Here is a 13,372-nt window from a genome sequence, read left to right as displayed (position 1 = left end):
TCAGAGGAGTCCCAGTTTGGTGGCGCCCGTTTGCGGGGCGGGTTCCGGCGCCGTTGCGCCCTTGAGCTTGATCGTCAGGCGCAGGTCGTTGACGGAGTCCGCATTGCGCAGCGCGTCTTCATAGCTGATGGCGCCCGCTTCGTGCAGGTCGAACAGGGCCTGGTCGAAAGTCTGCATGCCGTGTTCGCGCGATTTTTTCATCAGTTCCTTGATCTCGTGCACCTGGCCCTTGAAGATCAGGTCGCTCATCAGCGGCGAATTGAGCAGGATTTCCAGCGCCGCCTTGCGCCCGCCGCCTTCCTTGTTGGGAATCAGGCGCTGCGAAATCATGCCCTTCAAATTCAGTGACAGGTCCATCAGCAACTGTTGGCGCCGTTCTTCGGGGAAGAAATTGATGATGCGGTCCAGCGCCTGGTTGGCGTTGTTCGCGTGCAAGGTCGCCAGGCACAGATGGCCCGTCTCGGCAAACGCGATGGCGTGGTCCATCGTATCGCGGTCGCGGATCTCGCCGATCTGGATCACGTCGGGCGCCTGGCGCAGGGTGTTTTTCAGGGCCGTGGCCCAGTCGTCCGTATCGACGCCCACTTCGCGCTGGGTGACGATGCAGTTGCCGTGCGGATGGATGAATTCCACGGGATCTTCGATGGTGATGATGTGGCCATGGCTGTGCGCGTTGCGGTGGCCCACCATGGCGGCCAGGGTGGTCGACTTGCCGCAGCCCGTGGCGCCCACCATGATGACGAGGCCCCGCTTGCTCATCACGATGTCTTGCAGGATGGCGGGCAAGCCCAGCCCATCGAGGGTGGGGATGGCGGTATTGATCAAGCGCAAGACCATGCCTGCCTGGCCCATCTGCACGAAGGCGGACACGCGGAAACGCCCGAGTCCGTCCGGACTGATGGCGAAATTGGCTTCGCGGCTGGACGCGAACTCGGCCGCCTGGCGTTCGTTCATGACGGCGCGCACGTAGCCGGCCGCCTGCTGCGCGTCGAGCGCGCCGCCCGCCAGCGGCGTCAGTTTGCCGTCGAGCTTGATGGCGGCAGGAAAGCCGGCCGTGATGAACAGGTCGGAGCCGCCCCGTGCGCGCATCTGCGCCAGCAGCGCGTGCATGGCGCCATAGTGTTCGTGCGTCGTCTGCATGGCTTATCCGGGGAAGTTTTCAGGCGACTTGGCGGCCGAGCGGGCCGTTTCCGCCGAGATCGTGCCGCGCCGCACCAGGTCGGACAGGCACTGGTCCAGGGTTTGCATGCCCACGTTGCTGCCCGTCTGGATGGCCGAATACATTTGCGCCACTTTCGCTTCGCGGATCAGGTTGCGCACGGCCGGGGTGGCCAGCATGATTTCATGCGCGGCCACGCGGCCCGCGCCATCCTTGGTTTTCAGCAGGTTTTGCGAAATGACGGCTTGCAAGGATTCGGACAGCATGGCGCGCACCATTTCCTTTTCCTCGGCGGGGAAGACGTCGATGATGCGGTCGATCGATTTCGCCGCCGACGAGGTATGCAGAGTGCCGAACACGAGGTGGCCCGTTTCGGCCGCCGTCAGCGCCAGGCGGATGGTTTCCAGGTCGCGCAATTCGCCCACTAAAATCACGTCCGGGTCTTCGCGCAGGGCCGAGCGCAGCGCGTTGCTGAACGAATGCGTGTGCGAACCGACTTCACGCTGGTTGATCAGGCATTTCTTCGGTTCATGCACGAATTCGATCGGGTCCTCGATGGTCAGAATATGGTGGTTCAGGCGCTCGTTGACGTGGTTCACCATCGCCGCCAGGGTGGTCGACTTGCCCGAACCGGTCGGCCCCGTCACCAGCACGAGTCCCCGTGGGCGCATGGCCAGCTCGCCGAAGATGCGCGGCGCGTTCAGGTCTTCCAGTGTCAGCACTTTCGAGGGAATCGTGCGCAGCACGGCCGAGGCGCCCCTTTCCTGGTTGTAGGCGTTGACGCGGAAGCGGGCCAGTCCGGGAATCTCGAACGAGAAGTCGCATTCCAGCGCTTCTTCATACGCCTTGCGCTGGCTGTCGTTCATGATGTCGTAGATCATGCTGTGCACTTCCTTGTGCTCGAGCGGGGGTACGTTCAGGCGGCGCACGTCGCCGTTGACCCGTATCATCGGCGGCAGGCCGGAAGACAGGTGCAGGTCGGAAGCCTTGTTGCTGACGGAGAAAGCGAGTAGTTCGGAGATGTCCATTTATAATCCCTGTGCCTGCATTGATGGGCTGGCGCACTGTGCCGCCGCCCCTATACACTAGAAAATGATTATGTCCACAATCGAACAGAACTTGCAAGCCGTGCGCGAGAGTATTGCGCAGGCCGCCGCTGACGCGCAGCGCGCCCCTGGAGACGTGACTCTGCTGGCCGTCTCGAAAACCTTCGGCGCGGACGCCGTGCTGGACGCCATGCGCGCGGGCCAGGTGGCGTTTGGCGAAAATTATCTGCAGGAAGCACTCGACAAGATCGCCTTTGTGAAGGACGCTGCGCCGCAGCATGCCCCGGCATGGCATTTCATCGGTCCCATCCAGAGCAACAAGACGCGCCCCATCGCCGAGCACTTCGACTGGGTGCACACGGTGGAACGGGAAAAGATCGCCGCGCGCCTGTCCGAGCAGCGTCCGGCCGGCTTGCCGGACTTGAATATCTGCCTGCAAGTCAATATCAGCGGCGAAGCGAGCAAGAGCGGCGTGACGCCAGCCGAATTGCCGGCCCTGGCGCATGCCGTGGCGCAATTGCCCCGTTTGCGCTTGCGCGGCCTGATGGCCATCCCCGAGCCGGAAACGGAGCTCACGCTTCAGCGCGCTGCCTTTGCGCAACTGCGCGCGCTGTACGAACAATTGAAGGCCGAAGGGCTGGCGCTTGACACCTTGTCGATGGGCATGTCCGCCGACTTGCGCGCCGCCGTGCTCGAGGGCGCCACCATCGTGCGCGTGGGCAGCGCCATTTTCGGTTCCCGCAACTATTCCTGATGAAGAGAGAACAAGCATGACGACAGAATTGAATATCGCCTTTGTAGGCGGCGGCAACATGGCCGCGGCCCTGATCGCCGGCCTGGCGGGTAAATTGACCTTGGGCGGCAACATCCACGTGATCGACCCGCATGCGCCCGCGCTGGAAAAACTGCAGGCGCAATTCGGCGTCACGACGGCGCTGCTTGCGGACGACGCATTGCGCGGCGTGGACGTGATCGTGCTGGCCGTGAAACCGCAAAGCATGCGCGAAGTGGCGGCGCAATTGCTGCCTTTCCTCGACGGGGAGCGGACGCCATTGATCCTGTCGATCGCGGCGGGCATCCGCGCCGCTGACCTGTCGCGCTGGCTCGGCGACTATCCCGCCATCGTGCGCTGCATGCCGAACACGCCAGCCCTGATCGGCATGGGCATCACCGGCATGGTGGCCAGCAGCGGCGTCAGTGACGAACAAAAGAAGACGGCGGACGCGATCCTGCGCGCCGTCGGCCAGACGGTCTGGCTCGACGAGGAAGCGAAGATCGATCCCGTGACGGCCGTGTCCGGCAGCGGCCCCGCTTACGTGTTTTACTTTATCGAAGCGATGCAGCAGGCGGCCGCCGAATTGGGTCTCACGCCCGAGCAGGGCACGCAGCTGGCGATTGCCACCTTTACGGGCGCGGCGCAACTGGCGGCCAATTCCAGCGAACCCGTGTCCTTGCTGCGCGAGCGCGTCACGTCGAAAGGCGGCACGACGTACGCGGCCCTGACCAGCATGGAAGAGAGCGGCGTCAAGGCGGCCATCGTCAAGGGCATCAAGGCTGCCGCGCAGCGCGGGCGCGAGATGGGGGACGAGCTGGGCAAATAAACGCTACATGACCTTGACGGCGCGGCCGATATACAGGATCGGCCCTGTCGGCCTGCCTGTCGGCGAGCCCGTTTGCGGTTCCAGCGTGATTTCAAACAGTTGGTCGGGCTGCAGCGGCGGCAGCTTATCCAGGGTCAACTTGAGGCTTTGCCCCGGCTTGACGAGGCCCAGCGAGACAGGGGCGCCCCAGTCCTTGCCCTTGGTCCAGAATTGCAGGGCTTTTTGCTGCGGCACGCTAGTCGGCCCCAGCGGAATCAGGCTCAGGTCGCGGTTCTTGCCGCCCCGTCCGCCCGCCTGCACGATCCAGCCCGGCGATTTATCCTGCGGCGCCACCAGCACCACCAGGTAGCCGGGTCCGCTTGGCGCTTGCAGTTGCACGCTGACCAGCACGGCCAGCGCGGCCGTGGCCGCCAAGCCGCTACCGGCCAGCACTCTCCAGAAAGCCAGGCTGTTCCACCACGCTTGCCAGCCGCCCGCTTGCCGCACGGCCTTCGGCGTGAACAGGCTGGCGCTGATGCGCGGCCACAGCTGGGCCGAGGGCGTTTCGGGCGGCGCCAGCGTGGTCAAGGGCAGCAGACGCCGTTCCCAGGCATCGACGGCGTCGCGCAACGCTGGCTCGCGCGGCAAACGCTGTTCCACTGCCGCCCGTTCGGCCAGCACCAATGTGCCCAGCACGTATTCGCCAGCCAGCCTTTGCAAATCTTCGTCGCTGTCGATCATCCCATGCACTCCCGCAAGGCGGCCAGGCCCCGCTTGACCCAGGCTTTGACGGTCCCCAGCGGCGCTTGCAGGCGCTGCGCGATTTCGCTGTGGGAACAGCCATCGACATAGGCGTACAGGATGCTATTGCGTTTGCCTTCATCCAGGTGGCCGAGGCAATCATGCAGCTTGCCCAGATCCGCCTGGTCGGCATAGGCCTCGCCCGTATCATGGCCTTGGCGTTCGTGCAGCAGGGTTTCCACGGTATCCTCGTCGGCTGACAGTTCATGGGCGCGGGCACGCGCCACGTCCAGCGCCTGGTGCCGCACCACCACATAGATCCAGCCCTTGCCGCTGCCGCGCGTGGCGTCGAAACTGCCGGCGCGGCGCCAGATGTTCAGGAAGGCGTCGTGCAGCACGTCTTCGGCCAGGGCCCGCTGGCGCACGATGCGCAGGGCCACGCCCAGCAAATAGCGGCTTTCCTGCTGGTACAGGCCGTGCAATGCCTGCTGCTCGCCCCTGGCGCAGGCGCGCAGGGCGGCATCGTAATCGTAAGGGGCGGCGTGGGCTGGCAAGGTCGGCGCAATCGTCAGGAGTAAACGGTTAGCAAGTTTTCAATGCCGAGTATAGGCCAGAAACCAGCTTGCCAACCGTCAACGCCAGGTATTTATACGGCTTTCCAGAAGATATAATCGGCCTGGTAGGGCACCCATTGTTTGGCGCCGATGGACTCCATGCCGCAGGGGCTGCTTGGCGCCACGCCACCGCTGGTGGCCACGCGCTGGATGTAGCTGACGCCCTGCATGGCGCCGCTGCCCATGGCCGGGTTGGCTTTCACCAGTTGATACGGGATGTTACCCGTGCCGGCCGGCGCCACGGCCACTTGCGTCGCCGTTACTTTCGAGCCATCCAGGTTGGCCCAGGTGGCAGGAGGACCGACGTAGGTGCCCACTTGCATGCCGCTGCGGTCGTTCAAGGTCGCATCCGGTCCCACGAAGACCCATTCATGGCCCGTCATGTCTTTTTTCGCCTTGCATTCGTAGGCGATCTTGCCCACGCCCACCGTTTGCATGGCCACCTGGTGGCCATCGGGCACTTTCACGGCGTTCGGCAATTGTTCCTGCGAATAGCGCGCGCTCATGGGGGCGCAGGCGGCCAGCAGCAGGGCGGCGCACAGCACGGTGAGGGAAGGGGCGGTATGGCGTGGGGCGATGATGGCATGCATGGCAAGCTCCTGGTAGTTGGCTCAACCGGCTGGTTGATACCATTACTACGCAGGGGTTTGCCATTTGGATGCAGCCAGGAAAAAAATAATTTATTCCGGCGTTTCTTTCTTGCTGAAACGCTGGGCCAGCGCCAGCACGACGGGCATGGCGGTGGTGGCGTGCTTGAGCAGCGCGCCGCTGGCCCGCAGCAGCGGCAGGAAACGGCGCGGACGTACGAGCAGCAGGCCCAGCACTGCCCCCCCTATCATCAGGGGAATTTTAAAGCGCGTGGCCAGGGTGTGGCGCAGATTGCCGCCCGTCAAAGGTTCCAGCAATTGCCGCGTCTGCACGCCCAGGGCCAGGCGCTGCAGCGCACATTCGGCCAGCAGCGCGTCGCGCCGCTGCGCCAGGCTGGTGGCCGTGTGCACATGCGACAGTTTGGTAGGGTGCGTGGTCATGGCCGCTCCGATCCCCGGCGGGCCAGCAGTTGCAGCTCGTCCAGGTCTTTGTTCAGTTCGGAAAGTGTGAAGGACAGCAGTTTCGGCTTGCTGCGGAAACTGGCGCGCACGCCCAGCAGGGTGGCGATGGCGGCAACGATGAAGACGGCGGCCGTGATGGCGATGGCGGCGATGCGGTGCGTGTCCCAGAACAGCACGATGACGAGGAACACGATCAATACCAGGCCGACAAACAGGCACAGCAGTGCCAGCATGGCCAGGGCCAGATACGACAGGAAGCGCAGCGACTCTTCTTCCATTTCCACGGCCGCCAGGGCCAGACGGGTCTGGACGATGGCGGCGAGAGTCGCTGCGACTTGGGCGACATGGTGCACGATAGCCATATGCTGCCTTTCGCGTCAGGAGACGGCTTATGCCGTCGGTACTAACTAGCGGCGTGACGAGGAAAGCAACAGGCCGAACAGTACGCCCACGACGGCGCCCGCGCCCACGGCTTTCCACGGATTGTCCTGCACGTACTCGTCGGTGGCCTTGGCCGCCTTCCTGGTACGTTCGAGCAAGTCTTCTTCCAGCTTGATCAAGTCTTTCTTGGCCGTTTCCAGCGTGGCGATGAACTTGTCCTTGACGGCTTTGACATTCTCGCCCGTCTGATCCTTGGCGCCGTCGAGCCAGCCTTCCGCTTCATTGATGACGGTTTTCAGGTCGCCCACCAGTTTGTCGCGCGCCTTGTCGGCGTCGGCGAGGATGCTGTCGCTGCTGGATTTTCCGGTATGTATCGAGCTCATGTATTACCTCTTGGAAGTGAAACTGCACAGTGAAATACCAGTGTAGGCAGCTGCGGCCAGGCTTGTCTTGCGCCGCCTCAAGGGCTACCGCGGCGCAAGGATGATTGCTTAACGGAAAGCAAAGTCCAGAACCACGCCCGCAAACACCGCTGCTCCTAGCCAGTTATTATGCCGGAATGCCGCAAAACACGGCATACGCTCGCGTGCGCGGATCAAGGTGTAGTGGTAAACGGCGCAGCCGGCCGCAACTACCAGGCCCGCGACGAACCAATAACGCAAGCCCAGGGACCAGCCGCAGGCCAGCCACAGCAGCAGGAAAACGGCGTAGCAGAACATGACGATGGCCACGTCGTAGCGGCCAAAGGTGATGGCCGACGTCTTGATGCCGATTTTTAAATCGTCGTCGCGGTCGACCATCGCGTATTCCGTATCGTAGGCCACGGCCCAGAAGACATTGCCCAGCAGCAGCAGCCAGGCGACGACGGGCACGGAATCCGTGATGGCGGCAAAGCCCATGGGGATGCCGAAGCCGAAGGCGATGCCGAGATACGCTTGCGGGATGGCAAAGAAGCGCTTGAAGTAGGGATAGGTGCCGGCGATGATGACGGCGGCCACGGACAGTTGCTTGGTCAGCGCATTCAAGGGCAGGATCAGGCAAAAGGCCAGCACGGTCAGCACGCCGGCCACGGCCAGCGCTTCCTTGCCGCTGATGCGTCCGCTGGTGATGGGACGCTCGGCCGTACGCTTGACGAATTTGTCGATATCCTGGTCGGCGTAGTCGTTGATGGCGCAGCCGGCCGAGCGCATCAGGAAAGTGCCGAGAGTAAAGATGAGCAGCAGCCGCCAGTCCGGCACGCCCTGCTGCGCCAGCCACAGCGCGCACAGGGTAGGCCACAGCAGCAATACGGTACCGATAGGCTTGTCCAGCCGTATCAGGCGGAAATACAGCGCCAGCTTGTTCATGGAAGACTCGATCTTGTTGAAGAGAAAGGTCGATTATCGCAAATAGTATGTAAATGTACTATTCGTCGTCTTCGCACAAGGGGGTGATGCCAGGCAAGTTGCAGCTGGCGATGGCCGCGCACAAGGCGTCGATGGCCGCCTTGCGCGTAAAACTCTTGCGCCACAGCATGACCACCCGGCGCGATGGCACGGGTTCCGCGAACGGCCGGTATTCAAGCATGCCGTCGGTGGCGTGCATATTGGCGACGGAGGCGCGCGGCAAGACGGTCAGGCCGATGCCGCTGGCCACCATGTGGCGGATGGTTTCCAGTGAAGAACCTTCGAACGTGCGCTGCATGCCGTTGCCGGGCGAGGAAAAACGCGCCATTTCGGGGCACACTTCCAGCACCTGGTCGCGGAAACAGTGGCCATTGCCCAGCAGCAGCATGGTTTCCGATTTCAAATCCTGCGCGGCGATTTTGTCGCGCGCCGTCCACGGATGCTGGCGCGGCATGGCGACGACGAACGGTTCGTCATACAGTTCCTGCATGGCCATGCCATGGTCGGGCAGGGGCAGGGCCATGATGGCCACGTCCAGTTCGCCCTGGCGCAGCAATTCGAGCAGGCGAACCGTGAAGTTTTCCTGCAAGATCAAAGGCATCTGCGGCACCTGGTCTATCATGGCCTTGACCAGGGGCGGCAGCAGGTAGGGGCCGATCGTATAGATCACGCCCAGGCGCAGGGGGCCGGCCAGCGGGTCCTTGTTTTGCTTGGCGAGTTCCTTGATGGCGGCCGTCTGTTCCAGCACGCGCTCGGCTTGCGCAATGATCTGCGCGCCCAGGGGCGTGACGGAGATTTCCGCGCCGCCCCGTTCGAACAGGACGACGCCCAATTCGTCTTCGAGTTTCTTGATGGCCACTGACAGGGTGGGCTGGGCAACGAAACAAGCTTCGGCGGCATGGCCGAAGTGCTTCGCTCGCGCGACTGCAACGATATATTTCAGTTCAGTCAGTGTCATAGGTTGATTGAAACACAGGAAGTACTTACTTGCAATGAATGAAAGGTGGCGCAAACGTGAAACTGTGGCGCCGATGGCGTATTGTAGCGGATCGCCCCCTATAATGCGGGACCGGGCGGCGGAGGGAGAGGGCGATGGAACTGCGGATGCAGGCGCTGGAAGCGGCGATCAATTACTGGCGAGCTAGGCAACCGGCGCGCGGCAATGAATATGCGCTGTCGCCGCCCGTCAGCCGCCTGGCTCGCGTGTATGCACTGATGATTTATTACCGGCAAGATCGCATTGCCGAAGAGGGCCTGGAACCGGCCGTCCTGGCCTTGATCGATGCCTGGCGCCGGGATGCGGGCGGCATCCAAAGCGATAGCCACGTCTGAGCTTGACCATAATTAACCCAACAAGAGATATCCATGCCTGACTTTGAAAACAAACTGTGCAGCCGTGATGAACTGCGCGTCCGCGCGCAAGCGCTGCCGAAACCGGTGGTGGTGACGAACGGCGTGTTCGACATTTTGCACCGCGGCCACGTGACGTATCTGGCGCAGGCGCGCGCACTGGGCGCTTCGCTGATCGTTGCCGTGAATACTGATGCTTCAGTGAAACGCCTGGGCAAGGGCGACGACCGTCCCCTGAACAACTGCGAAGACCGCATGGCCGTGCTGGCCGCGCTGGAAGCGGTGAGCCTGGTCGTGCCATTCTCGGAAGACAGCGCGCTGGAAGTGGTGCAGGACATTCAACCGGAAATCTATGCCAAGGGCGGCGACTACGACATGACGGCCATTCCGGAAGGCAAGGCCGTGCTCGCGTATGGCGGCCAGGCCGTGGCCATCGATTTCGAGCATGACCGCTCGACCACCAAGCTGTTGACGAAAGTGCGGACGCAGCAGGGCTGAGGAAGCTCGTCAATGTTTCCATACAGATAAAAAGACGTTACTATGAGAACTGCCAGGGCTGCGACTTCGTTTCGACAGCCCCAGCACGTTACACCGTCTGATATGCATTGCTTGTCATAGAAAATAAATGGATCATAAAACTTCTGGGGATTGGCCACTGCCCTCCGGCGCCTGGTACGTCGATGACGAGGGCGCATGGAGCATGCAGCGCAGCGCGGACGGCCAGAACGTCTCGCCCTTGGTGAGCCACGCCGATATTGGCAAGCTGATGCTGGCGCGGCGCCTGCCTGCGACCGCCGACGCGCCCGTGCGGCAGTTTCCGCCCGAATTCTCGTTCGACCCCGCCTCGGGCGCGGCCTTGCAAGTGCCGCCCGACACCTCTATTACCCCGCCGTGGGTGCCGCCCTACGGCGCACACCCCGTCAGCGACGTGCCGCCGGCCGGCCCGTCCGGCTTGCGCCAGGCCAGCGTACCCCTGAAACTGGCCGACCAGCGCGCCCGCGAAGAGCATGCGCAGGCCGATGCCTCGCTGCCCATGCCGCCGCCCGGCGAATACGAATTCTTTTCCGCCCAGTTCGGCACCGGCGCGCCCGCGCTGCTGGCGCTCGACCCGCGCAAGGCCGTCCTGCACGCGTGGCTGCCCGCCTCGAAACGCTGGCTGGCGCTGGACCCCGACTATGGCAGCCTGCTGGCCGAATCGGACCTGGCCCACGGCGCCTGGCGCGCCGAGCTGGTGCCGGAGTTCAATAGCGTGCTGGTCTTGCCGACCAGCCATGGCCTGGCTTGCATCCGTCCCGACGTGCCATCGCTGACCTACGTGGTCGAGCACGTGGGCGGCGCGCCGTGCGTGGCCAGCCCCGTCTGGTTCCAGAACCGCCTGTGGGCGCCGCTGCGCGACGACGATGGCCGCATCCGCTTCGTCAACCTTGACGCCGCGCAAAAGCCGGGCAGCGATGTGCTGCTCGACGGCCTGGCCGACCTGGGTAGCGTCAGCGCGCCCGTGGCCTACAACCGCATGGCCGTGTGGCCCTGCGCCAATGGCCAGCTGCGCTTGCAGCTGCAGCCGGACGGCAACGTGGCCGCGTCGTTTACGCCCTGGCCCGAAGGGCTGGTGCCGCATTTCGAATTCGGCAGCCCCTACGTGTCGCGCGACGGCGGCCTGTGGCAGCTGTGTTTCGAGCGTAGCCGCGGCACCTATGTCTATGTGAAACTGGGCGCGCAGTCCGAACGGGCCGACGCGCTGGCGCCGCGCCTGTGTTCGGGCAGCTTCAATTACCGCTTTGCCACCAAGCTGAAAACGGCGCCGTGGGAAGAGCCGGAACACGGCGACGATGGCGGCAAGAACCAGGCCGTCATGCCGCTGCTGGAGTCAAGCGTGGGCAACAGCGTCTTCGGCGTCAAGTTCGCCACCAGTGCCGGCCTGTCGAGCGTGCTGCGTTCGAACGAGCGCCTGGCGGCCCAGCTGGTGCAAGACGACGAGTTGCGCGAAACCGTGTTTCACACGTTCGCCGTCAGCGAGCCGTGGCGTGTGCGCCTGTTTGTCCACGAAGGCATGCTGTGGGCGTATCACTCGCTGCTGTCGCGCATCGATGGCTGGGCCTTGCAGGCATGAAAGCGCGCGTCCTGATCGCGGCCTGCGCCGCTTTTTTCGCCACCGCCAGCGTGCAGGCGGCGGGTATCCAGCAAGCGTTTCTCGTGCAAAACTCGGGTTGGATGGAGCCGTTTTACACGGATGAACAGTCGCAACTGAAAGCCCTCGTGGGCGCCGTGGCGCAGGCCGCCACCAGCCCGTCCGATAAAGTATATACGCTGGCCTTCAGCCAGAGCAGCGGCAGCAATGTGTCGCCCGCACTGATCGGGCAAGGGCAGGGCGGCGCCGGCGTGGCGGGCCAATTGGCGAACTTGGGTCTGGCACGCAAGAGCGCCGGCGGCGCGCTGGCCGATACGGATTTCCAGGAAGCCGTCACCAAGACCATCACGGGCCCGTTCCAGTCCGCTTCCGGCATCGTATGGATTTTTACGAACAACAAGAACAGCCCGAACAACGACAGCCAGACGGCCGAGCGCAACCGCGACTTTTACCGGCTGCTGCATCTGGAGCCGTCGATCACCAAGACGGTGGTGTTTCCCCTGCGCATGCCCGTGCAGGGCAAGCTGTACAGCGCCAAGGGCCTGATGGTGTATGCGCTTGCGTATGGACAGCCCGCGTCCGAGGCGTTGAACCGCATCCTGGCCGAAGGGCGGCTGTCGCAAGTGCTGACGCGCCCGCCCGCGCGCTTGAAACCGGTGGACCAGGATGCCGTGCGCATCGTGCCCCAGTCCGTCAAGAACAGCGCCAATGTGCACGCCAGCCTGGGCCGCGACGGGCGCACCATCGTGCTCGACGTCGATGCGGCCAACCTGGTGCCGCAAGTGGTGCTGCAGGCGTCCTTGCAAAACATGTTCTTCCCGTACGTGATCGACAGCGCCAAGGTGCACGCGAGCCTGGCGGGCCACAACGCGCCGCTAAACGTTGCGCCGGATCAAATCCGTCAGCTGCAGCCGGGCGCCAGCCAGTCCGTGCAGGTACAGTTCGCGTTGCCGATGGCGCAGATTCCATCGCCGTGGTCGGCGCAGGCGATTGCCGCCATGGGCAAGCAGGTGATGTTGCCCATGCAGGCCCAAGTGGGCCTGTCGGAACAGCGGCTGGCACTGGCGTCCAGCTTCGGCAAGGATTTGCAGGAACTGTTCCCCGGCGACCCGATCTCAAGCATGTTTACGCCGCCCGACAGCGTGCGCGCGTCGCAGGCGACGATACCGCTGCTGGTGCGCATCCAGTATCCGCTGCTGCCCGTGCTGGTGATACTCGGCGGCGTGCTGGCGTTCGTGCTGGGTTTGCTGGCGCTGGGCTTGCTTGGCACACGCGCCACGCGCTACAAGGTGATGGCCGACGGCGTGCAGCGGCAAGTGTTGTTGAAACCATTCAAGAGCGTGCAGATCCGCGACGATGACGGCCGCGACATTGGCGAACTCAAGCGGGGCCTGGGCAAGCCGGCCGTCGTGCGCGTGGCTGAAGGCCATACCCTGAGCCTGGCCTGAACACAGATTCCTTTTTAATTAGTCAAATCCACCAGAGGCATACCATGGCGCAAGACACTCCAAAAGACAACGCAGGTTTTACCTTGCCAGCCCCGGCGTCCGCGCCGCCCGCCGCCGATACACCGGCTGCCGGCGCTGCGGCAACCACGGCCACGACCGAACCTGCGCCCGCGCTCGATCCCGCCAGCACGACCGATACCTCGTCGCGCGACACCCTGATCGGCGGCGTCGTGCTGTTACTGCTGTTCATCGCCTTTTTCTTTGCCAAGAATGCCTATGCGAATGGCCTGGTGGCCAAGCGCGTGCCGCCGAACAAGGCCAATGCCTCGGGCTGGTGGCTGTTCATCTTCCTGGCCAGCCTGGCGACCGGTGTCGTGCTGGCCGCCGTGAACGCGCATAAATTCCTCGCGCCACTGTTCATGGGACCGCTGGTGCTGGTGGGCCTGGTTGCCCTGTTGCTGACATTCACCTCGAGCCGCCGCTAAGAGCAC

The 13,372-nt window shown here is 63.7% G+C and carries 17 protein-coding genes; 7 read left to right on the top strand and 10 right to left on the bottom strand.

The window, feature by feature from the left end:
• Positions 1–1,140: a PilT/PilU family type 4a pilus ATPase gene (locus ASN89_RS22045; protein WP_185982102.1), complete on the bottom strand. Its 1,140-nt coding sequence runs from the start codon at positions 1,138–1,140 to the stop codon at positions 1–3.
• Positions 1,141–1,143: 3 nt separating this feature from the next.
• On the bottom strand, positions 1,144–2,187 hold the full coding sequence (locus ASN89_RS22040) for a type IV pilus twitching motility protein PilT (RefSeq protein WP_046683409.1): 1,044 nt from the start codon (positions 2,185–2,187) through the stop codon (positions 1,144–1,146).
• Positions 2,188–2,257: 70 nt separating this feature from the next.
• On the opposite strand from ASN89_RS22040, the gene ASN89_RS22035 reads away from it, so the two are divergent.
• Both ASN89_RS22035 and proC read left to right on the top strand, forming a co-directional pair.
• The gene (locus tag ASN89_RS22035) at positions 2,258–2,959 is read left to right on the top strand and encodes a YggS family pyridoxal phosphate-dependent enzyme (RefSeq protein WP_058050759.1); all 702 of its coding nucleotides are present in this window, start codon (positions 2,258–2,260) and stop codon (positions 2,957–2,959) included.
• 16 nt (positions 2,960–2,975) lie between these two features.
• Positions 2,976–3,806, top strand: a complete 831-nt coding sequence (gene proC / locus ASN89_RS22030) for a pyrroline-5-carboxylate reductase (protein ID WP_058050758.1) — start codon at positions 2,976–2,978, stop codon at positions 3,804–3,806.
• 3 nt (positions 3,807–3,809) lie between these two features.
• On the opposite strand, the gene ASN89_RS22025 is transcribed toward proC, so the two are convergent.
• The 8 genes from ASN89_RS22025 to ASN89_RS21990 form a co-directional block, all read right to left on the bottom strand.
• Positions 3,810–4,526 carry an anti-sigma factor domain-containing protein gene (locus tag ASN89_RS22025; protein WP_058050757.1) on the bottom strand — a complete coding sequence of 239 codons (717 nt, stop codon included), beginning with the start codon at positions 4,524–4,526 and terminating at the stop codon, positions 3,810–3,812.
• Complete coding sequence (locus ASN89_RS22020; protein WP_046683406.1) at positions 4,523–5,080, bottom strand: sigma-70 family RNA polymerase sigma factor; 558 nt, start codon at positions 5,078–5,080, stop codon at positions 4,523–4,525. The genes ASN89_RS22025 and ASN89_RS22020 overlap by 4 nt, the downstream gene beginning before the upstream one ends.
• A 92-nt stretch (positions 5,081–5,172) precedes the next feature.
• On the bottom strand, positions 5,173–5,730 hold the full coding sequence (locus tag ASN89_RS22015) for a DUF3455 domain-containing protein (protein ID WP_058050756.1): 558 nt from the start codon (positions 5,728–5,730) through the stop codon (positions 5,173–5,175).
• A 90-nt stretch (positions 5,731–5,820) separates the two neighbouring features.
• Positions 5,821–6,168: a hypothetical protein gene (locus tag ASN89_RS22010; RefSeq protein ID WP_046683404.1), complete on the bottom strand. Its 348-nt coding sequence runs from the start codon at positions 6,166–6,168 to the stop codon at positions 5,821–5,823.
• Positions 6,165–6,551, bottom strand: a complete 387-nt coding sequence (locus ASN89_RS22005) for a phage holin family protein (protein WP_046683403.1) — start codon at positions 6,549–6,551, stop codon at positions 6,165–6,167. The genes ASN89_RS22010 and ASN89_RS22005 overlap by 4 nt, the downstream gene beginning before the upstream one ends.
• A gap of 45 nt (positions 6,552–6,596) precedes the next feature.
• The gene (locus ASN89_RS22000; protein ID WP_058050755.1) at positions 6,597–6,953 is read right to left on the bottom strand and encodes a glycine zipper domain-containing protein; all 357 of its coding nucleotides are present in this window, start codon (positions 6,951–6,953) and stop codon (positions 6,597–6,599) included.
• Positions 6,954–7,061: 108 nt separating this feature from the next.
• Complete coding sequence (gene ubiA / locus ASN89_RS21995) at positions 7,062–7,916, bottom strand: 4-hydroxybenzoate octaprenyltransferase (RefSeq protein ID WP_058050754.1); 855 nt, start codon at positions 7,914–7,916, stop codon at positions 7,062–7,064.
• A 58-nt stretch (positions 7,917–7,974) separates the two neighbouring features.
• Positions 7,975–8,913 (bottom strand): hydrogen peroxide-inducible genes activator, encoded by a 939-nt coding sequence (locus ASN89_RS21990; protein WP_046683400.1) that lies wholly within the window; start codon positions 8,911–8,913, stop codon positions 7,975–7,977.
• A 134-nt stretch (positions 8,914–9,047) separates the two neighbouring features.
• On the opposite strand from ASN89_RS21990, the gene ASN89_RS21985 reads away from it, so the two are divergent.
• From ASN89_RS21985 to ASN89_RS21965, 5 genes are all read left to right on the top strand, one after another.
• Positions 9,048–9,287 carry a DUF3717 domain-containing protein gene (locus ASN89_RS21985; RefSeq protein ID WP_058050753.1) on the top strand — a complete coding sequence of 80 codons (240 nt, stop codon included), beginning with the start codon at positions 9,048–9,050 and terminating at the stop codon, positions 9,285–9,287.
• Between the two features lie 33 nt (positions 9,288–9,320).
• The gene (rfaE2, locus tag ASN89_RS21980; RefSeq protein ID WP_058050752.1) at positions 9,321–9,803 is read left to right on the top strand and encodes a D-glycero-beta-D-manno-heptose 1-phosphate adenylyltransferase; all 483 of its coding nucleotides are present in this window, start codon (positions 9,321–9,323) and stop codon (positions 9,801–9,803) included.
• Positions 9,804–9,930: 127 nt separating this feature from the next.
• On the top strand, positions 9,931–11,415 hold the full coding sequence (locus tag ASN89_RS21975; protein WP_152988647.1) for a hypothetical protein: 1,485 nt from the start codon (positions 9,931–9,933) through the stop codon (positions 11,413–11,415).
• Positions 11,412–12,881, top strand: a complete 1,470-nt coding sequence (locus tag ASN89_RS21970) for a hypothetical protein (protein ID WP_058050750.1) — start codon at positions 11,412–11,414, stop codon at positions 12,879–12,881. The genes ASN89_RS21975 and ASN89_RS21970 overlap by 4 nt, the downstream gene beginning before the upstream one ends.
• Positions 12,882–12,925: 44 nt before the next feature.
• On the top strand, positions 12,926–13,366 hold the full coding sequence (locus tag ASN89_RS21965) for a hypothetical protein (protein WP_046683395.1): 441 nt from the start codon (positions 12,926–12,928) through the stop codon (positions 13,364–13,366).
• Positions 13,367–13,372: the final 6 nt, after the last annotated feature.

Origin of the sequence: Janthinobacterium sp. Ant5-2-1 (assembly GCF_001445815.1) — a bacterium.
Classification (GTDB): Bacteria; Pseudomonadota; Gammaproteobacteria; order Burkholderiales; family Burkholderiaceae_D; genus Janthinobacterium; species Janthinobacterium lividum_E.
This window is presented reverse-complemented; position numbering and strand designations above follow the sequence as displayed.